16 protein-coding genes and 2 tRNA genes are annotated in these 20,525 nt (G+C 47.1%); 5 read left to right on the top strand and 13 right to left on the bottom strand.

The window, feature by feature from the left end:
* The 4 genes from AC06L3_RS03295 to AC06L3_RS03310 form a co-directional block, all read left to right on the top strand.
* Positions 1-210, top strand: a 210-nt coding sequence (locus tag AC06L3_RS03295) for a hypothetical protein (RefSeq protein ID WP_475669196.1), incomplete at its 5' end; no start/stop codon positions are given.
* 63 nt (positions 211-273) lie between these two features.
* On the top strand, positions 274-2,079 hold the full coding sequence (locus AC06L3_RS03300) for a tetratricopeptide repeat protein (protein ID WP_475669197.1): 1,806 nt from the start codon (positions 274-276) through the stop codon (positions 2,077-2,079).
* Positions 2,079-3,752 (top strand): uridine kinase family protein, encoded by a 1,674-nt coding sequence (locus AC06L3_RS03305; RefSeq protein WP_475669198.1) that lies wholly within the window; start codon positions 2,079-2,081, stop codon positions 3,750-3,752. Before AC06L3_RS03300 ends, AC06L3_RS03305 begins: the two co-directional genes overlap by 1 nt.
* 342 nt (positions 3,753-4,094) lie before the next feature.
* Positions 4,095-5,468 (top strand): murein hydrolase activator EnvC family protein, encoded by a 1,374-nt coding sequence (locus AC06L3_RS03310; RefSeq protein ID WP_475669199.1) that lies wholly within the window; start codon positions 4,095-4,097, stop codon positions 5,466-5,468.
* Here AC06L3_RS03310 and AC06L3_RS03315 read toward each other — a convergent pair whose 3' ends face one another.
* The 7 genes from AC06L3_RS03315 to AC06L3_RS03345 form a co-directional block, all read right to left on the bottom strand.
* Complete coding sequence (locus AC06L3_RS03315) at positions 5,469-7,262, bottom strand: ABC-F family ATP-binding cassette domain-containing protein (RefSeq protein WP_475669200.1); 1,794 nt, start codon at positions 7,260-7,262, stop codon at positions 5,469-5,471.
* Positions 7,263-7,267: 5 nt separating this feature from the next.
* Positions 7,268-10,129, bottom strand: coding sequence for an excinuclease ABC subunit UvrA (gene uvrA, locus AC06L3_RS03320; protein WP_475669201.1), 2,862 nt, complete (start codon positions 10,127-10,129; stop codon positions 7,268-7,270).
* Entirely contained in the window at positions 10,126-11,118 is a 993-nt protein-coding gene (locus AC06L3_RS03325; protein ID WP_475669202.1) for a lytic transglycosylase domain-containing protein, read from the bottom strand. The genes uvrA and AC06L3_RS03325 overlap by 4 nt, the downstream gene beginning before the upstream one ends.
* Entirely contained in the window at positions 11,115-11,780 is a 666-nt protein-coding gene (locus tag AC06L3_RS03330; RefSeq protein ID WP_475669203.1) for an MBL fold metallo-hydrolase, read from the bottom strand. Before AC06L3_RS03330 ends, AC06L3_RS03325 begins: the two co-directional genes overlap by 4 nt.
* The gene (locus AC06L3_RS03335; protein ID WP_475669204.1) at positions 11,777-12,835 is read right to left on the bottom strand and encodes a lysylphosphatidylglycerol synthase transmembrane domain-containing protein; all 1,059 of its coding nucleotides are present in this window, start codon (positions 12,833-12,835) and stop codon (positions 11,777-11,779) included. Before AC06L3_RS03335 ends, AC06L3_RS03330 begins: the two co-directional genes overlap by 4 nt.
* A complete protein-coding gene (locus tag AC06L3_RS03340; RefSeq protein ID WP_475669205.1) occupies positions 12,835-13,848 on the bottom strand; it encodes an adenosine kinase in 1,014 nt (337 codons plus the stop codon). Before AC06L3_RS03340 ends, AC06L3_RS03335 begins: the two co-directional genes overlap by 1 nt.
* A gap of 109 nt (positions 13,849-13,957) precedes the next feature.
* Positions 13,958-14,572, bottom strand: coding sequence for a deoxynucleoside kinase (locus AC06L3_RS03345; RefSeq protein WP_475669206.1), 615 nt, complete (start codon positions 14,570-14,572; stop codon positions 13,958-13,960).
* Positions 14,573-14,697: 125 nt separating this feature from the next.
* Here AC06L3_RS03345 and AC06L3_RS03350 point away from each other — a divergent pair, with 125 nt between their 5' ends.
* Positions 14,698-15,897 carry a serine hydrolase domain-containing protein gene (locus AC06L3_RS03350; protein ID WP_475669207.1) on the top strand — a complete coding sequence of 400 codons (1,200 nt, stop codon included), beginning with the start codon at positions 14,698-14,700 and terminating at the stop codon, positions 15,895-15,897.
* Here the strand turns inward: AC06L3_RS03350 and AC06L3_RS03355 are convergent.
* The 6 genes from AC06L3_RS03355 to AC06L3_RS03380 form a co-directional block, all read right to left on the bottom strand.
* Entirely contained in the window at positions 15,894-16,475 is a 582-nt protein-coding gene (locus AC06L3_RS03355; RefSeq protein WP_475669208.1) for a hypothetical protein, read from the bottom strand. The two genes, AC06L3_RS03350 and AC06L3_RS03355, sit on opposite strands and share 4 nt — an antisense overlap.
* Positions 16,418-16,780 carry a hypothetical protein gene (locus AC06L3_RS03360; RefSeq protein WP_475669209.1) on the bottom strand — a complete coding sequence of 121 codons (363 nt, stop codon included), beginning with the start codon at positions 16,778-16,780 and terminating at the stop codon, positions 16,418-16,420. Before AC06L3_RS03360 ends, AC06L3_RS03355 begins: the two co-directional genes overlap by 58 nt.
* Positions 16,781-17,068: 288 nt before the next feature.
* Positions 17,069-17,143 (bottom strand) — tRNA-Ile (locus tag AC06L3_RS03365).
* Positions 17,144-17,192: 49 nt separating this feature from the next.
* Positions 17,193-17,264: transfer RNA gene (locus tag AC06L3_RS03370), tRNA-Glu, on the bottom strand.
* A gap of 210 nt (positions 17,265-17,474) precedes the next feature.
* Entirely contained in the window at positions 17,475-18,308 is an 834-nt protein-coding gene (locus AC06L3_RS03375; RefSeq protein ID WP_475669210.1) for a gamma-glutamyl-gamma-aminobutyrate hydrolase family protein, read from the bottom strand.
* A 24-nt stretch (positions 18,309-18,332) separates the two neighbouring features.
* The gene (locus tag AC06L3_RS03380; RefSeq protein WP_475669211.1) at positions 18,333-19,910 is read right to left on the bottom strand and encodes a serine hydrolase domain-containing protein; all 1,578 of its coding nucleotides are present in this window, start codon (positions 19,908-19,910) and stop codon (positions 18,333-18,335) included.
* Positions 19,911-20,525 lie beyond the last annotated feature (615 nt).

Below are 20,525 nucleotides of genomic sequence, written 5' to 3' on the forward strand. Positions count from 1 at the left end.
GCGCATTGTGAGCAAAGACACAACCAAACGAGCAAAGTTGAAACGGCAAACAGGGGGCGCAAGTGGCAGGTGACCGGCTTGCAAAAAAATTTTGCTCAGGAAAGGCAAAATTTTCTTTGCAGGGCGCGTTACCTGCAATCAGGCGGGAAGAATGAACAGCTGACTGCAATCAAGCAATTGAAAAAAGAGAATTTGGTATTAACTTTGTAGGGTGTAGGGAGATTGGTATCAGGAATGATACATGCTGACTTGAAAGTGAAATTTATTTGAATTATGAAAAGAATGAGATTGGCCGTTGCAGCGGTTCTGGCATTGACTGTCTGTGCTGCTTTTGCAGAGAATGCATACGCCCAGAAAACAAAATTGAACCTTGATTCACTGCTCCAGGGCAGCGAATTTGCAAAGATAGACATTCCGCAGAACAGCAGTTCCGCATTCCTTGACGGAGTGAAATATCTGAACCGGAACGATTTGCAAAAAGCAAAGGAAAATTTCAATGAAGCTCTGAATCAGGCGCAGAGCAACGAAAGCCGCACGGCAACACTCTTCTATCTGGGCAAGATTGCAGTAATGAACCAGGACGTTCCGGCAGCGCACGCATATCTTGAAAAGGCTCTCGAGAACGATTCCACGAATTTCTGGTGCCTTAGCATCATGGGCAAGATATATGCGGCGGCAGGCCAGCTCCCCGATGCCGAAAAAACTTATAACAAGCTCATCAAATACCATCCACAGAACAATGAAGCATATTATGAGCTCATGAATCTGTATGCAAGGAGAGGCGAATTCGAGCGCTGTTTTGAAATGATGGACAGAATTGAGGCCAAGAACGGCAGGAACGACCAGACCATAATGACAAGGTACAACATATACCGCGCCCAGCAGAACATGGCAGGAGCGTTCGAGTTCATGTCCGGCATTGAGAAAGCGGACCGCAGCCCGTTCATAAGCTGCATCATAGGAGACCTTTACGCAGAGAAGATGCAGGATTCAACTGCAATGGCATATTACAATGAAGCCCTTGAAGAGGACCCTGATTTCACCAATGCCATCTACGGGCAGGCTGAAATCTACAAGCACAAAGGTGACTACCAGACTTATTTCCGTAAACTCACCACAGTAATGGCAAGTCCTGGCATAAGCGCTCCGGCAAAGACAGGCTACCTGCACGAAATGTTCAGGAACACAAGACTGGACCCAAAATTCAAGCCTGAGATAGATTCCCTCATGATGACCTTCTATCAGGCCCACCCGGCCGATACTGCCGTTACATATCTTTGCGCAAGCTACTTCTATTCCAATGAAGACACCAAACTGGCAAAACAGATATTCTCCAACAACAGAAACTTCCACCCTGAAGATCCTCTGGCCGCCCAGAAATACATTCTTGCCCTGTTCTATGACAAGGACTACGAAGGTGCTGAAGCTGCCGCAAGAGAAAGCATGCAGGACTTCCAGGACAGTCTGGTATTCCCCGAACTGCTTGCATACATGCAGTACCAGCAGAAAAAGTACGACCAGACACTGGAAACCTACAAACTGATGCTCAAGATGACTCAGAAGTCAGGGAACAAGGAAGCTGAGATAAACGTCTATTCCCAGATGGCGGACATATATTACAAGCTTGAAGACCAGAAAGAATGCTTCAGGATATACAGGAAAGTAATCAAGATGGCCCCGGACCACATTCCTTCCCTGAACAACTACGCATATTTCCTCTCCGAAGCAGGCAAGGACCTGAAGAACGCCCGCAAGATGAGCCAGAAGACCATTGAAGCGGAACCTGACAATCCCACATACCTTGACACTTACGCCTGGATTGCCTATCTGATAGGAATGCAGATGGACAAACCGGACCGTGACCTGTATCTCGACGAGGCTATAAAGACAATGAAGCACGCAATGCTCTATGGCGGCAAGGAAAGCGACGTTATCCTTGACCATTACGCAACAATGCTCTATGCAACCAAGGAGTATGAACTGGCATACATTTATTGGGAGCAGGCCGCAAAGCTCGCACCTGATGCAGGCTACCTGGAAAAGCTCAGACTCAAGAAAATTGAAGCAAAACAGAAATAATGGAAACGATTCAACTATTCTGCAAGAACTCAGGCAAATTCTACAATGTTGAACCAGGATGCTCACTGAAGGAGTTTCTTGCCATTGCAGGCAAGGATATCCCTGTTAACGACTGTCTTGCCGCATACGCCAACAACCAGCTCAAGGAGCTCAGGCACAAACTGTACACCAGCCAGGCTATTGAATTCATAGGAGCCGATATCCCTGACGGACAGAAAGTTTACAGCCGCTCGCTTTGCATGCTCGTGCAGAGAGCAGTGAACGAGCTCTGGGGCAACGAGGCAAAACTTATCTTTGATTATTCACTGCCGATGGGTCTGTATGGAAAGATTGAGGGAAGAACTTTCACCGCTTCAATGAAGGAGCTGCTCAAGGAGAAGGTTGCCTCATACATCAAGGCCGACATTCCTTTCATCAAAAAGAAACTGCCAAGCAAAGAAGCTATTGCAATCTATGAAAAAAGAGGGCAGACAAACAAGGCTGAGATATGCAGACAGATAGATGATTTCTATTCCACAACATACTGGTGCGGCAATTACTGCGACACCTTCTATGGCCCGCTCCTTTATTCCAGCTCCTGCATCAAAGCCTGGGACATAATTGAATACAATGACGGATTCTGCCTCCAGTTCCCGCTTTCCGGAAGCAACGAAGAACTTCCGCAATTTGCATACCAGCAGAAACTGTTCAATATATTCGAGGAGAATTCACAATGGCTCAAAGTTCTTGGAGCCAACAACATATCAACCATAAACAACGCCATTCTCAAGGGTTACGCAAAAAGCGTGGTTACAGTTGCAGAAGTGCTTCACGAGCGCAAATACGCCCAGATTGCTGATATGATATATCAGCGCCGTGACAAGGTGAAGGTTGTGCTTCTTGCCGGTCCTTCATCTTCCGGCAAGACAACCACAAGCCTGAGGATTGCAGTTCATCTCAAATCACTTGGGCTCAATCCTGTTGTCATTGAAATGGACAATTACTTTGTTGACAGGGCAAGAACTCCAAAGGATGAGAATGGTGAATATGATTTCGAATCATTGTATGCAATGGATCTGGAACTGCTCAACACCCAGCTCAACCAGCTGTTCAACGGTGAGGAGATAGAACTTCCAAGATATGATTTCACTTCCGGCACAAGCCAGCCGAGCGGAAGGAGAATCAGGCTCAAGGACAACGATGTCCTGGTAATGGAAGGCATACACGCCCTGAATCCTGAGCTTACAGCCGGCATTGCACCTGAAAAGAAGTTCAAGGTATATGCGAGCGCTCTCACAACACTGTCAATTGATGAGAACAACTACATTTCAACTTCCGACAACAGACTGCTCAGACGTATTGTCCGCGACAACAATTTCAGGTCATACAGCGCTGAAAACACCATACTCAGATGGAAGAGCGTACGCAATGGAGAAATCCGGAACATTTTCCCATATCAGGAGAATGCTGACATAATGTTCAATTCATCATTGATTTATGAACTTTGTCTGCTCAAATATTTTGCCGAACCTCAGCTTCGCAAAATACCAAAGACATCTGCGGCGTACCCTGAAGCCAACAGACTGCTGAAGTTCCTCTCATTTGTGCAGGCCCTCTCACCGGAAGACCATACAGCTATCCCACCAACCTCAATCATGAGGGAGTTCATAGGCGGCAGTTCATTCAAATATTAACGCTCGCCCACAGCAAACGAGCGCGTTTTGAGAGAAAATGCGGCAAAACGAGAGGAAAAAGAGGCAAATGAGCGCATTTCGGGCAAAAACGTGACAAAACGGGAAGAAAATAAGGGAAACAGACGCATTTCTGCGAAAAATGCGGCAAAACGGGTAGTGGGAAAGTGAAATGGTCACATTTTTGAAGGAAACGTGACCAAATGAGGCGGAAGGCACTGGAATATGAAAAAGCTTTGCCCAGGAAAGGCAAAGTTTTTCAGATGAAGTGACTGCCGCCACCAAACGGATTGCTGAAAGCGGAACAGCGAGCGCGTTTTGAGAAAAAAGGAATAAAGGAAGGAAATGAATTGGAGGAAATATATGACAGCGGAAAAAGGCCGGCAGTACCTGTTCGGTCTTACAATATTCTGCGCCATATTCCTTTCCTTACAAAGCATTCAGGCCCAGACTGCAAAGCAGGCAGACAGAGCGCAAGCCGAGCCACGGCAAGGCGCAGCTCAGTCCCAAAAGAATGCAGTGATCATTCAGACCAAGGAAATCACTGGCTACAGGCAGGAAGTGCAGGCCTTGCAGGAAGAAATCAAAATGATAAACGAACAGCTGACGGCCCTCAGCCGCAACCATAAAAACCGCCTGGAGGAATTCAATCTTGTAAGCCGGAAGGCCAGCGGAAGGCAAAGGATAATAATATCCATTGAAAACGAATGCGCCAGACTTGAAAAGGCCATTGACAGTACGAACAAGGTAATTGCATACCAGAGTAAAAGATTGGCAAAATATGAGGATAATTACAGGAAACTCCTTGTAAATGCATACAAGCACAGGGATTCTCGTTTGTGGTTCATGTACCTTCTGGCAAGCGAAGACATTGAGCAGGGATATCACAGATGGCAGTATTTCAAGAGATTCGCTAAGGAAATCAACAAATACGGAGAACAGATAATTGAGGAAAGGAATCTGATGCAGGCAAGGAAAGCCAGCCTCATGCAGCTTGATTCTCAAAGCAGAGCCAGAAAAGCAGAGGTAGAACAGGAGTACGCCACTCTGCTCAGCGAGAAACAAGACCTTGACAGGCAGGTAAAGCAGTTGAACAGCAAGAAAAGCGCATACACAAAGGAATTGTCCGGCAAACGCAGGCAAATGGAGAAGCTCAACAATGAAATAGAGCGTCTCATTGCCCTTGAAATTCAAAGAGCCAGGGAAGAGGAGGCAAAGAAGAACAAACAACAGAGCAAGCATAACACTACAAGCACACAACAGGCCGGCAGTCACATTGGCGTTACATCGTTTGCAGCTCTCAATGCAGATTTCGAGAAAAATCTCGGAAAGTTCCCGTGGCCTGTTGACAAAGGCGTGATTACCGAAGGTTTCGGACAAAGGAACCATCCTGTCTTCAAGAACGTGAAGATGCCTTTCAACAACGGTGTTAACATAAGCACACAGAAAATGGCCAATGTGCTTGCCATAGCAAACGGCACGGTTTCAAGAGTGATAGCAATCCCAGGCTACAATCTGTGTGTGATGATAAGGCACGGAGATTATTTCACCTTCTACTGCAAACTGGAAAAAGTGTTCGTGAGTGCAGGTGCAAGCGTCCGCGCAGGTGAAGTTATAGGTTATCTGGATTCCGAGAACGATGACATTTCCATCCTCCATTTTGAAATATGGAAAGGCACCGAAAAGCAGGACCCCGAACTATGGCTCAGGAAGAAATAATTATTCGGAGAGCTCCAGCCAGCGCATTTCCTTCTCGTCCATTTCTTCCTTGATGGCGGCATAGCGGGCCGAAGCCTTGCTTATTGCATCGTAATCGGCGCTTCCACCGGCAAGAATCTGTTCAAGTGATGCTTTCTCTTCTTCCAGTTCCGCCAGACGTTTTTCAATGGCTTCAAGTTCGCGTTTTTCCTTGTAGCTGAGTTTTTTCTTCTGAACTGCATTCAGACCATTAGCCCCACTCGCTGTTTTTCCTGAAGCATTCGCTCCGTTCAGACCTTCCGCAACATTCGCGCTGTTTGCACCAGTGCCTTTTGCCTTGCCAGCCTGTTTAGCCGCCTGCTGCTCCTTGCGCCGACTTGCCTGCAGGTCCTTCAGGAAACTGCGGTATTCTGAATAGCCGCCAATGAAATCCTTGATCTGACCGTTGCCGCAGAACACCAGAAGATGGTCCGCAAGACGGTCAAGGAAATGGCGGTCGTGAGTGACTATTATAAGAGTGCCCTTGAATTCCAGGAGATACTCTTCAAGAATGTTCAAAGTGACTATGTCCAGATCGTTGGTCGGTTCGTCGAGCACAAGCAGATTCGGCTTCTGCATGAGAACGGTGAGCAGATACAGCCTGCGTCTCTCACCTCCGCTCAAACGCGCAACCTTGTTAGGATACATGTCGTGAGGGAAAAGGAACTTTCCGAGCAGATATGTATCAGGCACCACGTCAAGCACCGTGTCATCTTCATTGAACTCGATTCCCTCCTGCTTGTACCATCCTATCTTCAGTGACTCGCCCCTCTCAACACCGGCAATCTCCCCTTTCAGGAGGAGCTTGAGCAAAGTGCTCTTCCCTATGCCGTTGGCTCCCACTATTCCAACCCTCTCGTATCTCTGGAAATTATAAGTGAAGGAATCTATTATTCTTTTACCATCGATGGTGTAAGATAAATTCCTGCAGTTTATGATCTTGGTGCCAAGCCTGGTGGAGGAATTGAAATCCTCAAGGGAGACCTGACGCTGTATGTAGGAGTCCTCGGCGCGCTCCTTGAGATTCCAGAAGGCCTGGATACGGTATTTAGCCTTTCCGCTGCGTGCACAAGGAGTTGCGTGTATCCACTCCAGCTCTCTTCTGAGCACGTTCCTCACCTTCTCCGTCTGAGCATTGTAATTGGAGATTCTCTCGTCATGTTTCGAAAGGTAGTTCTCGTAATCACCCTTGTAAATGAACACCGAACCGCAGTCCATTTCCATGATTGTGTTGCATATGCGGTCAAGGAAATAGCGGTCATGCGTAACCATGAAAAGGGTGCAGCGCGAACGCTTCAGATAATTCTCAAGATACTCAATGGCATCTATGTCAAGATGGTTGGTAGGCTCGTCCATTATGAGGAAATCCGCATTCTGGGCAAGCATCTGCGTAATGGCCACACGTTTCACCTCACCGCCTGAGAGAGATTCAAGTTTCTGCTCAGGACTGAGGCCGAGTTCTGAAAGTATCCTTTTTGCGCTCAGTTCCTGCTCGAAATCCCCCGTGAAAATCTGCTGAGCTATTGTATTTGAAGGATTGTATTCGAATTCCTGCTCCAGAAAAGCTATCCTTATTTCTTTGAGGAACTTTATGCTTCCGCCGGAATCCGATTTGTCCTTTCCGGCAAGTATTCTCAACAGGGAGGTCTTGCCTGTTCCATTGGGCGCAATCAAGGCTATCTTGTCTCCTTCGTTTATATTGAAGCCAATGGAATCGAACAGCACTTTGGGGCCGTATGACTTGGATATGTTCTCAACCTGCAGATATGATGGCATACTCTCTACTTCAGTTCGTCCTTAAGAAATTTTCCTGTAACCGACACCGTATTGGCTGCAAGCTCCTCGGGCGTTCCGCAGGCAATGATACGGCCTCCTGCTGCTCCGCCGTCCGGACCCATGTCTATCAGGTAGTCAACGCTCTTGATAACGTCAAGGTTATGTTCTATGACCACAACCGTATTGCCCTGCTCCACAAGTTTCTGCAGAACGGACATAAGAACCTTAATATCCTCGAAATGCAGTCCGGTTGTAGGCTCATCGAGCACGAACAACGATTTGCCTGTTGACCTGCGGGAAAGTTCCGTGGCAAGTTTCACTCTCTGGCTCTCGCCGCCGCTGAGGGTTGTTGATGGCTGGCCGAGTTTCACGTACCCAAGACCTACTTCTTCAAGAACCTTTACCTTCTGATAGATTGCAGGTATGCTCTCAAAGAATTCAACAGCCTGTGAAATGGTCATTTCAAGGATATCGTTGATGCTCTTTCCCTTGTATTTCACAGCCAGGGTCTGAGGATTGTATCTCTTTCCACCGCATTCCTTGCAAGTTACGTAAACGCTTGGGAGGAAATTCATTTCTATTGTCTGCACGCCGGCTCCCTTGCAGGCCTCGCAACGGCCACCGCTTACATTGAAAGAGAAGCGTCCGGCCTTGAATCCTCGTATCTTGGCATCCCGTGTCTGCTCGAACAGTTTCCTTATGTCAGAAAAGAGATTGGTATATGTTGCCGGATTGCTCCTTGGAGTCCTGCCTATTGGTGCCTGGTCAACAACAATGAGTTTGTCTATGTTCTCAAGACCTTCTATCCTTTCGTATGGAAGAGGATCCGCAAGCGCCCTGTACAGCTTCCTGCCCACTGCCTTTACAAGAGTATCATTAACAAGCGATGATTTTCCGCTGCCGCTCACTCCGCTTATTCCAACGAATACGCCAAGAGGAAGATGCAGATGCACATCCTTGAGATTGTTCCCCTTTGCGCCATAAAGGTCAATGAACTTTGTAACGCCTTCAGTTACAATCCTTCTTGAGGCAGGCACTTCAATCTTTCTCAAACCTGTGAGATATTCTGCGGTAAGGCTGCCAAGTGCTCTTACCTGCTTTTTGCTCATCTTGAGCAACTGCTTCGGTTTTCCATTGTACAGCAGTTCGCCACCATGGACACCTGCACCCGGTCCAAGGTCTACAAGCCAGTCCGCACTTTCCATCATCTGCCTGTCGTGCTCCACAACCATTACTGAATTGCCCTCGTCACGCAGATGGCACAATGAGTTGATAAGTTTCACATTGTCCCTCTGATGCAGACCGATGCTAGGCTCATCCAGAATATAGAGAACATTAACCAGACGGCTTCCTATCTGGGTTGCAAGCCTTATTCGCTGGCTCTCTCCTCCGCTGAGCGAACGTGTGCTTCTTCCCAACTGGAGATAGTTCAGGCCAACGTCCGAGAGGAATCCTATGCGCGAGCATAGTTCCTTGATGAGCTCCCCGCCTATTATGTTCTCCTTTTCGCTGAGTTTTTCAGGCAGGCCTTTCACCCAGTTGTAGAGGCTGTCAATATCCATACAGGACGCCTCATATATGTTTTTGCCATCTATCTTGAACAGCAGAGCCTCGCTCTTGAGGCGGCTGCCTCCGCATTCGGGACATACATCCTCCTGCATGAACCTTTCGGCCCTTACACTTGAGGTGGATATCTCATCGTCGCCGCTTGCGTCCTTCTCAAGCTTGGAAACCACTCCGGGGAAAGGCGCAAGATGTATTCCGTTCGTAAGGTTCACCCTGAAAAGTTCATTGGTGCCATAAACCAGCATATCAATGATATCATCAGGAAGCTCTCTTATAGGATCGTTCAAGGAGAACTGAAGTTTCTTTGACATTGATTCAAGCACTCTGAACCAGTTGTTGTCCTTATATGAACCCAGAGGAGCTATCCCTCCTCCGTTTATGCTTTTGCTTCTGTCCGGGAATATCTTGTAAAAATCAATCCTTGCTATATATCCCAAGCCCTTGCATTTAGGGCAGGCGCCCTGCGGGGAATTGAAGGAGAAACTGTGAGGCGCAGGTTCGGGAAGCGACATTCCGCTGTCTGCGCACATCAAAAAGCGGCTGAAAAACCTCAACGGTCTGTCCTCGGAGCCGAATTCAAGAATGGCCACCATTCCCTTGCCCTGGTCAAGCGCCGTACTTACCGATGTTGATATTCTTTTCTGCTCCGCCTCCTGTACGTCCTCCGCCGCAGAAGGCATAAGCTTGTCAACAACCAGTTCAATGAAATGGTTCCTGTATCTGTCGAGCGGTTTGGCCTCACTCAAAGGAATCATTGTCCCGTCCACCCTCACCTGATTGTAGCCCTTCTTGAGCAATGACTCGAACAATTCCCTGTAATGACCCTTGCGCCCGTTCACAAGCGGAGCCAGCAGATATATTTTCCTGCCGCAATATTCCTTCTGAATCAGTTCCACTATCTGCTCCGTGGTGTATTTCACCATAGGCTTGCCCGTAACAGGCGAATATGCAACGCCTATTCTGGCATAAAGCAGACGCAGGAAATCATAAATCTCGGTTATTGTTCCAACCGTTGAACGCGGATTGCGGCCGGTGGTCTTCTGCTCGATTGCAATTATCGGGCTCAGGCCGTTGATGCTCTCAAGAGCCGGCCTTTCCAGCACGCCTATGAACTGACGGGCGTATGCGCTCAGCGTTTCCATATACCGCCTCTGTCCCTCCGCATATATAGTATCGAATGCAAGCGATGATTTTCCGCTTCCGCTCAATCCCGTGACCACAACAAGCTGGTCTCTGGGTATTTCAAGCGAAATATCCTTGAGATTGTGCTGCCTGCATCCAACTATTTCAATGGCCTTCATTCCCCGTCCTCCTGAACTGTCTCACGCTTTGGTATGAAAACATTGAATGTCCTGCGGTCTCCGCCTGAATATTTATTTGAACGTATCCACTCGTTGTACTGCTTGAGCATCTTGAAATTTGTACCGTGCTTCCTTGCAAAATCACTCCAGTTCTCAACCCTTCCGCTCACCTGAACAAACTTGTGCTCCGGCTCGCTGAACATATCGTCTTCCTTTATGTCAAACCCGTATGCCAGCGGATTCTCCATTATGGTCTTGTATGCAATTGCCCTGAACACATACCTGGCAGTTTCCATAGGAAGCTGCATATCGTAGTAGTTACTGGTTCCCTGCAGTTTTATTCTGTTATCTATGTTCCCTGTACCAATGTTATAGCTTGCAGCGGCAAGGGTCCAGGTGCCGTATTTCTCATGAGCCTTCTTCAGATACTTGCAGGCAGCGGCAGTGGAGGCCTCCCAGTCATATCTCTGGTCTATCTCATTGTTTATCACAAGCCCGTATTCCTTGCCGGTACCTTTGAGGAACTGCCAGTAACCGGCTGCCGCAGCAGATGAAGTGAGCGGTTGGAGCATGCTTTCTGCCACGCAGAGATAGAAGAAATCCTCAGGTACACCGTTGGCTTTCAGATTGCGGCATATCCTGTCTCTGTACCTGCCGGAAAGCTGGATGGTATAAACCAGCGATGAGTGCATATAGCTTATTGCTGTAAGCTCCCTCACCAGACTCTCCCTTACATCAATGTATTCCAGAGGCACTCTCTCCCCTGCAAAGTACGCAGTGTCAGGGAGCGGCGGCACAACCACACGCTGGGTATGGTTCTCCATCACAAAGGAGATAATGGACTTTGCATCGTATCTTTTCTTTACAATGCTGTCGATGCTTGTCTCCAGCGCAGTTCTGTCTATGCCGGCAGCGCTTTCCTTCCCACCAATAAAGGAGCAGGCTGAGAGCATTGCCGCCACTATCGCTGTAAAGAATATGTATTTCATCTGTTTATCTGTATAAAATCCGGTGCTCCGAACTGGAGGAAGGGGTTGGTGCTGGCCTCCGATGCCACCGTGGTCTCAGGACCGTGACCCGGAAGTACTATTGTATCGGGGGCAAGAGGCAGAATCTTGGTTTTCAAGCTTTCAACTATGCTGTCATAGCTTCCTCCGGGAAGGTCAGTACGGCCTATGCTGCCTGCAAAGAGGGTGTCGCCGCAGAAGAGACATTCACCCGCAAAGTAGCATACCGAGCCTTCCGAATGGCCGGGAGTTGCAAGGACCTTGAACTGTGTGGTGCCGAAAGTGAGTACATCGTTGTCGTTCACGAACTTCAGGCTGTCAACGGCCGGAGCCTCTATCATCTCACCGAACATCAGGGCATACTGCGCCGCCTTCCTGAGCTGCCTTTCATCGGCCTGATTCATATAAACCGGTACGTTCCAGTTCCTGAGTATGAAATTCACACCCATTATATGGTCAAAGTGAGCGTGAGTGAGAAGTATTGCTTCAGGTTCAAGACTGTTTGTCCTTATGTAGTCGGCAATTCTTCCGCATTCGCCTGCATTCTGCATTCCGGGATCTATTATCACACATTTCTGCGAACCGCAGTCCACAACATAGCAGCACTCGCGCAAATCATTCACATAAAAAACCTTGTACTTCATGATTGTATCATATTATTCCGTTTGACAAACCAAAGGCAGATGGCCGAAAAAATGCCCATTGCTATCATTACTATTGCCTGGGATTCGTGCGATATTGTTGCAAACACAACTCCCTGGCTCTGTGATATTCCATACATTGTTGTAAGGGCAAGGCTCACTATGAAGTGGAAAGCTCCTATTCCACCCTGAACCGGAACAACCCAGCCGAGCGCTCCTGCAACCATAAGGAAAAGAGCGTCGCCGCCCCCAAGGGCAAAGTGTTCGCCTGCCGCATTCACGGCATCAAGCGTTCCTGTGCTCTGGAAGGCAAGTATTGTTGCGTAGCTTGTAAGCCAGAACGATGCCCATAATGCAATTGTATATACTATGAACAGGAACTTGTGCTTCATCCTGAGAATTGAACCCAGACCGCTGCCAAGCCCGCTGATTATGCTGTAAAGCTTTTCAAAGAATCTCCTGCCTCTGTACTTCCTGCATAATGCAAGGCATGCAACGAATCCTGCAATGAGCAGTATCAGTGCAACGGCCATTGCCCACAGCGCCTCTCCGGTGAATCTTTGTGCGAAAGGCGTGAGCAGCTTGTCCTGGATGAACACCCCGAATGTGCTCCAGTTGAAAACGAACATGAGAAGCACGACTATTATCAGGCATATCATGTCAAGAGCCCTTTCAGCAACCACGGTTCCAACCGCTGCCTGAAAGGAAAGCCTCCTGTTTGCCACCACTCCGCAACGGACAAGCTCGCCCATTCTCGGGAAGATGAAATTGGTGAGAAAGGCCATGTTCACCCCGTGGCAGGTTCTCATCCTTGTAATTTCATTGTCCAGAGGACGCAGAAGAATATGCCAGCGCAGGCTGCGTATTACAAGTTCAAAAGCACCAACCAGCATTGCAAAGGCAATCCACCAGTAGTTGCATCCGGCCAGTCCTTCAACGAAGTCCTTCCACTGAACGCCTTTGAAAGATATGAAAAGCAAAGCCACCGCCAATGCAAGCATCAGCAGGCTCTTGATGATTTTTATGAATCTTTTTCTGTTTAAAGCGTCCTGTACCATTATTTTGAAGTCTGTTCAGAAATTCCGTAGCTTGCAATGAGCCTGCGTATTTCCTGTTTTGCAGCCTTCCATCTTGGTACGTCAACCTTAGGACCTATGACTTCCACTACCTTGGCAGAAATGATTGAGCCTATTTTTCCGCAAGCTTCAATTGGAAGGCCCAGAGAATGTCCGTAAAGGAATCCCGCTGCATAAATGTCACCGGCTCCTGTAGCATCCACCCTTGTAGCAGGCCATGGTTGTATCCTGTAAACCTCATTGCCGCTGCGCACAAGCGAACCATCGGGTCCGAGCTTCACTACAGCAATATCGCACATTTTTGCAATTTCCACGCAAGCCTGCTCAGGTTCCATCTTGGTGAAGCTCCTGGCCTCTGTTTCATTTGCAAAGACAATGTTTACATATTTCTCCACAATGTCGTGCAGGAATGCATTGTTGCTTTCAACAACATTATAGGACGCCATGTCAAGGGATATTATGCAGCCCGCTTCCTTTGCGTATTTCACAGCCCTTCTTACAAGACTCTGGTTCTGTACCAGATACCCCTCAATATGGAAATAATCGTAACCCTGGAAGAATTCAGGCTTGAGATCCTCTGCAACAAGGTCCAGTGCCGAACCAAGATATACTGCGAATGTCCTTTCCTGATTCTCCTTTGTAACAAAGACCATGGAGCGTCCGCTTGGTTTGCTGCCCTTGAGAAGATTGGTCTTTATACCATTGTTCTCCTGAGCCGCCTTGAAAAGCGAACCGAGTTCGTCCTCACCAACCTTGCCTATGAATCCGCTCGGCATTCCGAAAATTGATGTGCCGGCAATTGTATTGGCAGCGCTTCCGCCCGGAACGTACTGTACGCCCAGAGTCTTGAGTTCAGCCCATATCTTGTTTCCGGTTGCACCGTCAACGTGCTGCATGCTTCCTTTCGGAAGGTGGAACTTTGCGAGCCAGTTATCGTTGGGAACTATTGCCAGTATGTCCGTGAGAGCATTCCCAATGCCAAGAATCGATTTCATAATTCACCTACTCATGTTTCGCAAGCATTTTTTTTATTACTTTTCAAGAACTTGCAGAAGGCTTGCGAAACATCTTCCCTCCGCACTTTCCTGGTGTTTTACCTATTAGTTAGAAAAGGCCGTTGAGCTGTGCGTTGATTCTGTCAATTATAAGGCTCAGATCCTTGGGATTGTCCTCGAACTTGATGTCGTCAACGTTTATGACAAGTTTCTTGCCGTCTGAATAGTTGTCAATCCAGTTGTCGTAAAGATCGTTCAGCCCCTTGAGATAATCTATGCGTATTCCAGCCTCAAAATCACGGCCTCTCTTCTGGATCTGCGATACCAGAGTAGGAATTGAAGCCTTGAGATATATCAGAAGGTCAGGCGCCTTCACAAGGGAGACCATAAGGTCGAACAACGAACTGTAATTGTCAAAATCGCGGGTGCTCATCAGACCCATGGAGTGGAGGTTGGGGGCGAATATCCTTGCGTCCTCGTATATGCTCCTGTCCTGGATAATGGTTTCCTTGCTTCTGTCTATGTCAACAATGTCCTTGAATCTCCTGTTGAGGAAGAAAATCTGGATATTGAATGACCATCGCTGCATATCATTGTAAAAATCAGTAAGATATGGGTTATAGTCAACCTCTTCGTATTTTGGGGTCCAACCATAATACTTGGCAAGGAGTCTGGTGAGGGTGGTCTTGCCGCTTCCTATGTTTCCAGCTACAGCTATATGCATGTTCAATGTATTTTTTACAATCTACAAAGATAATCCATCATATTCCCATTTACAATTATTGACAGACATTATTGGGATAAATTGATTATATTCGCATAGTGAATTGAAATAAATTTTCCAGCTTTATGAAACATAATTTCCTCTTCTCGCTTGCAGCGGTAATGGCAGTTGCTGCAAGTATTTTCACAGCATCCTGCGGCAACAGTGAAAACGCTGAAAAAACAGCGGCAATGGAAAGGCTCCAGGCCAATCTTCCCGTTTATGACTCAACATTGCAGGCCCTGATTGAAAGGGACTCCATTCCAATGATCGATCTGGTTTTCTATTCCAACGGAGCAAGCATACACATCCAGAAAGTGAATCCGGCAGTATATTCAGAGGACGAGGCAGGCAAGACCCACGTGTTCCAGGCTGCTTCATTGAGCAAGGTCATTTTCTCATACATAGTAATGCAGATGGTTGAGAACGGAGAAATCGACCTCAACACCCCGCTCTGCCAATACACCGACATAGCCCGTTTCGAGCAGGCAGGTGACAGCTTGAACACAGCACGTGCAAGGAAAATCACCGCAGCAATGGTTCTCAACCATCGTACCGGTCTTAGCAACTGGGCGGCAGGTCCTTCTTCAGACGAGTGGCCAACTTCAACAATCACTTTCTCGGTTGAGCCTGATTCCTGCTACGGATATTCAGGAGAAGGCATGGCATTCCTGCAGAGAGCCGTTGAGGCCATCAAGGGCAAGAGCATTGATGTGATTGCCAAGGAAATGGTATTCGAACCTCTTGGTCTTGAGCATACAGCTTACTGCTGGCTCGATGAATATGACTCCCTTGCTGTAAGCGGTTACAAGGCGAACTTCGAGGACAGAGGCCAGGGCAGACATCCAAGGTCAAATGTAGCCTACACCCTCAGGACAAACGCCGAGGACTATGCAAAATTCCTCACAGCGATAGCTACGAAATATTACCAGCCTGCAGTGAACGGCAATGTTGCCAACGGACTTACCGAAGAATACTGGAACCTGTTCCTCACTCCTAATCCGGAGATTGCAAAGAGATACTGGGACGAGGAAAGAGCCTGCGACAGCACAATGTACTGGTGCAACGGCATAGGTCTTGAGAAGAACGCCAACCAGGGCAATGTTTACTGGCACTGGGGCGACAACGGCAGCTTCAAGGCATTGTTCATGTACGTTCCTGCACGCAACGAATTCTTCATCTATTTCACCAACAGCATATACGGCCACGAAATAGTTTCGGACATAACCAAGCTCTTCTTTGAGGACGACACCCCGTTTGCAGTTGACAACTGGATCAACCTCTAAATCAGATTCCGCTCAAGTTGGGAGCTGTATGTAGCGCGTTTGTCAAGCAGGGCGGAGTTTTCTTCGCTCATTGGGAAGTTCTGTGGTGTGAGGAGCATGATAGGTGCAGCAAAAACCTTGTCCGAATACAGATTCAGGTGCTTGTCAATGTAACTTCCCTTGTATGACGAACAAATCTGAGGAGTCAGGTCATCGAGCTTGAAATTACCCAGGGTATCGAGTATGAAAAGCACGTCTCCTATTGTATAATCGTGCAGTGTCCTGTTGCCTGAAAGCATCTGATGCTTCGGGAAATAACGCACTTTGTCACTGTCCTCCGTAACCAGTATTCCGCTTTTGCAGAGTTCCTTGAGAATGCTGTCAAGGAGCATTGCGGGTATTGACACGTATGTCTGCTTCCTACCTGAGGATGAGGAAATTGAACCATCGCCGAGTGGGAACATGTCCTTGGCAATCTGCTCGAAGCTCAAGCCTTTCAGATGTTCGTCACGGTCAAAGAGACTGAAGATGTGCGCTATGGTCAGGAGTGTGAGATAACGGCGTAGATGATTACCGCCAGGGCAATCCAGCCGAACCATGTGTACTGTGTGAATATGCCCTTGATTCCTATCTGGGCTATCTCATCGAATGAACCTACGGAATCTCCTATGTTCGGCATCAGCAGGTCGGTTGAGGATGAAACGCTTACGCTGGTGTTGGAAACGTCGCAGAGGATGTATATGCACATCCAGAGAGGTACTATTCCAATGATTGTGTAATATGTGAGCGCTGCGGCAGTTATGTGCAGATCCTGCAGCACCCGCTGCCAGTAAGGTACCAGTTCCTTGACATGAACAATATGCGTCCTGATCAAAGAGCGGAGTTTGAAGAAAAGAGTTTTCATCTTATTGGATTATTCAATTTATCATTAAGTCCGCTCAAATCCGGAGTATAAATCTGCTCTTTTGGCATGGGATGACTCTGAATGAACATCAACAAAATAATATCCAGTTTTCTGCTTATCATACACTAATCCAATACCGCATCAGGCTCAATCTTACATTTTTCCAATTATTCATTGAGCCTAAAAAAACGCAAGTTCGGTATAGGCCGGGAGCGGCTTGGAACAAGCGGTGTTTGGGGCGGCGCCCCAATAAAGGAAAAGCAGTTGCAATGCAACTGCTTTGGGAAGTGGACCCAGTTGGGCTTGAACCAACGACCCCCTGATTATGAGTCAGGTGCTGCTAACCAACTGAGCTATGGGTCCGGGACTTTCGTCTTTTTAAAAAACCCCAAGATACATCTTGAGGCCTTTGTAGTGGATAGGAGAATCGAACTCCTATTTAAAGATTGAGAATCTTTTGTCCTAACCGTTAGACGAATCCACCATTGGGATTGCAAAGGTAAGTATATTTTTGATATTTGCAATACCCTGAACTCAATTTTCCAATGAAAATGCGGAAGGTTTCCTCAGTTTGCATACTCCTTTCGCACCATAAAAACACAATGCATTGATATTGTGCTATTTATAAAATACAAGTGCGGAAGGTCCAGGTAAAACCAGGAAACCTTCCGCACTTGCTGAATTGAATCAAGGATTATTTGCCTGCGTGATATTCACGTCCTCTTTCCATGAAGTACTGGAAAATCTTGAGGAAATTGATATTGTCCGCCGCATTGATGAGTCCTTCCGGATGGAACTGAACGCCCAGAATCTTGTTGCAGCCTTTCTTTGCAATTGCCTCAACAACGCCGTCCTTGGCCTGAGCTATTATTTCGTAACCTGGAGCCACGGCTTTCACGGCCTGATGGTGATGTGAATTGGTCACACATTTCTCAACACCAAGTATGTTTGCAAGCAATGAGCCTGGAACCAGTGAAACGCTATGTGTTCCAAAGCTTGAAGGAGCGCTCTGTCTGTGTTTCACGTATGTACCCTCAACCTGGCTTGGAATGTCCTGATACAGTGAACCGCCCATTGCAACGTTGAGCAGCTGCTCGCCTCTGCATATACCGAGCAGAGGAATGCCCTTCTCAACGGTAGCCTTTATAAGCATGATGTCAAACTTGTCACGGAAAGGAACAACCTCGCCCAGAGCAGGAACGGGCTCCTCATTGTAACCGCTGAGAGGATCAATATCCTCACCACCGGTCATTATTATTACATCAACAATGTCAAGGACAGCTGCTATCTGCTCAGCATCGGCAGTCATTGGGATAACTACAGGAATACCACCGGCACGGCGAACTGCGTTCACATAGTTCAGAGGCGCTCCGCAAGGACCGTTCTCGCTTGCGGAAATTCCCACTACAGGTTTATAATTCGGATCAACCTTCTTTCCCTCACCGGCAAATGCAGAAAAGGATTCTGTTACTATCAGCAGTGAAAAAAGGAAAGCCGCTGCTATTTTTAGTGATTTAAAGCTTTTCATATTGTGAAAGATTCATTCTGATTACTATTTCTTTGTCCAGCCGCCAAGGTCGTTCTCCTCGCCGTTTGCAAGTTCAATGATGAAGCCGTCAACCTTGCTGCCGGCCGCATTGCGGTTGAAGTGGATTGTGAAGTCGTGACCATCGCACCAGAAGATGTAGGAAAGATCTGTCTTGTGCAGAAGCTCCCTCTTGAAGTTCTTAGGGCCTATTGTTATGAAGAGCTTGCCGTCCTCATGTGAAATCACTGCGTCACCAAAGAGTTCGTCCTTCTTGTATGTACCAACTATCAGCTGTGCTGCATTCTCAGGTTCTGCAACAGGCTCAACATAGTTCTCATCGTTCTTCTGGTCACGTTTTGCACGGTAATCAAGCCACTCGTTATGATAAGCAATGTTGTAATCAATGAACTTCTCGGTGAACTTGTTGGCAGGTGCGCCCATTACAAGGTCAATGAGTCTTCTCATGATTGCGTAACGAGGCTCGGCAGGAATCTCGTCGTTGCAGAGCATAGCACCGCTCAGGCCTATTTCAGGAACATAGAAGCAGATGCAGGTGAATCCCCAGGTTGTACCTGTGTGGAAGAAGAGTTTGTAACGGTTGTTCTGCTCAATGAACCAGCAATGTCCGTAAAGTCTGATATATGTGCTGTCCTGTGAACAGATTGTGTATCCCTTATGAACATCTTTAAGAACCTTCTCCGGATAAATCCTTTCGCCGTCAAGCAAACCGTTTGTTCTCTGAACCTTTGCATATTTGTTCAAGTCCTGTACGGTTGAGTTGATTCCGCCTGCAGGGCCTATTACTGTGAGCCACCACAGAGCCTGGTCGTCGCCATAGAGGGCCCTCTGTTTCAAACCGTGGTCCCAGAGATACTCGTGAGGAACTGCAACGTTGCCGGGAGCCTCGAACCCTTCCTTGTTCATTGAAGAAGCGCTCATTCCAAGCTTGTCGAATATTCTTTCCTGAACATTCTCCTCCCAGGTCTTTCCTGTAAGTTTCTCAATCATTTCGGAAGCAATGAGGAAGGTTATATTGTTGTACTGATAGTCACCACGGAACACATAGCAAGGTTTCATTCTTGCAATCATCCTGTAAACATCGTGTCTGTCATAACCGAGGTTAGGAAGATATGAACCGTAATCATCAGGAAGACCTGTATGGTGTGTCATGATATCCTTTACCTGCATGTGCTCGGTAACCCAAGGGTCATACATCTGGAAATCAGGAAGAATGTTCTTGACTGTATCCTCCCAGTTGACAAGGCCCTCTTCAACCAGCTGGCTCATTACTAGAGCTGTGAATGATTTTGAAACGGAGCCAATCTGGAATCTTGTTTCAGGAGTAATCTGATTGTCAGGATCATCGGCAGGTTTGTTCATATCCTTGATACCGTAACCCTTTTCAAAAAGGAGCTCGTCGTCAAGTGAGAAGCAGACCGCCATACCTGTAATGTTCCACTCCGCCTTTACGTCCTGAATGTATTTGTCAATACTTTCAGCAACTGTTTCACGGCTGTTGCCGCCATTGTTGCACTGAACACTTGCCAGAACCGCACAAGCGGCAGCCACCAGCATCAGCGCACTTTTGAAAAACTTTTTCATAGGTAATTATTATAGTAGTTGTTTGATTTCCCTGAGCAATCAATTTTCAAATATACGAATTGTTCGGCAATCTTCTTATTTTTGCATGGTATTATTCTACAGCGATAGTCAATTCTACAGCTTCGCAGTCCACTTCTCCTATCCCCTTGAAAATACACATCATCTTCACACTTTGTACTACGGTCATGTTTCCGTATTTATCCACAATTAGAGCGATTTTGTGGCCGGAAACAATGAAATGGCCACAAAACCAACGCATTTGTGGAAATTTGATGGAAAATAGGCCAAAAATCCACAAAAACACCTCTTTTGTGGACATTTGCAATTTTGGATAATGCTAGTTATCTTTACAACAAATGCCTCTACTTGACTCAAGCATAGCAAGCAAGCCGTCCGGCCGGGTATCTGACACCCTTTGAAGTAAATGCATTTTCAAAAATTCCGTTTTGACAAGTCTTTAATGAACTGTCTCAGAATTTCATACGAAAATTAATTGTGCCGTTTCTGGTTATTCCGGCGTTATTTGACTTGTTTTTAATACATTTTGAGCCAATGGCACAAAAAGAGAGAGCACTCACAAGGCTGCAAGTGCGAGGTTGACATCTTAGCAATTTT

Source organism: Candidatus Egerieousia sp. (genome assembly GCF_056211015.1).

Coding starts and splice junctions, on each gene's coding strand:
- AC06L3_RS03300 (WP_475669197.1), top strand. CDS start 274: ATGAAAAGAATGAGATTGGCCGTTGCAGCGGTTCTGGCATTGACTGTC.
- AC06L3_RS03305 (WP_475669198.1), top strand. CDS start 2,079: ATGGAAACGATTCAACTATTCTGCAAGAACTCAGGCAAATTCTACAAT.
- AC06L3_RS03310 (WP_475669199.1), top strand. CDS start 4,095: ATGAATTGGAGGAAATATATGACAGCGGAAAAAGGCCGGCAGTACCTG.
- AC06L3_RS03315 (WP_475669200.1), bottom strand. CDS start 7,262: ATGCCATCATATCTGCAGGTTGAGAACATATCCAAGTCATACGGCCCC.
- uvrA (WP_475669201.1), bottom strand. CDS start 10,129: ATGAAGGCCATTGAAATAGTTGGATGCAGGCAGCACAATCTCAAGGAT.
- AC06L3_RS03325 (WP_475669202.1), bottom strand. CDS start 11,118: ATGAAATACATATTCTTTACAGCGATAGTGGCGGCAATGCTCTCAGCC.
- AC06L3_RS03330 (WP_475669203.1), bottom strand. CDS start 11,780: ATGAAGTACAAGGTTTTTTATGTGAATGATTTGCGCGAGTGCTGCTAT.
- AC06L3_RS03335 (WP_475669204.1), bottom strand. CDS start 12,835: ATGGTACAGGACGCTTTAAACAGAAAAAGATTCATAAAAATCATCAAG.
- AC06L3_RS03340 (WP_475669205.1), bottom strand. CDS start 13,848: ATGAAATCGATTCTTGGCATTGGGAATGCTCTCACGGACATACTGGCA.
- AC06L3_RS03345 (WP_475669206.1), bottom strand. CDS start 14,572: ATGCATATAGCTGTAGCTGGAAACATAGGAAGCGGCAAGACCACCCTC.
- AC06L3_RS03350 (WP_475669207.1), top strand. CDS start 14,698: ATGAAACATAATTTCCTCTTCTCGCTTGCAGCGGTAATGGCAGTTGCT.
- AC06L3_RS03355 (WP_475669208.1), bottom strand. CDS start 16,475: ATGGTTCGGCTGGATTGCCCTGGCGGTAATCATCTACGCCGTTATCTC.
- AC06L3_RS03360 (WP_475669209.1), bottom strand. CDS start 16,780: ATGAAAACTCTTTTCTTCAAACTCCGCTCTTTGATCAGGACGCATATT.
- AC06L3_RS03375 (WP_475669210.1), bottom strand. CDS start 18,308: ATGAAAAGCTTTAAATCACTAAAAATAGCAGCGGCTTTCCTTTTTTCA.
- AC06L3_RS03380 (WP_475669211.1), bottom strand. CDS start 19,910: ATGAAAAAGTTTTTCAAAAGTGCGCTGATGCTGGTGGCTGCCGCTTGT.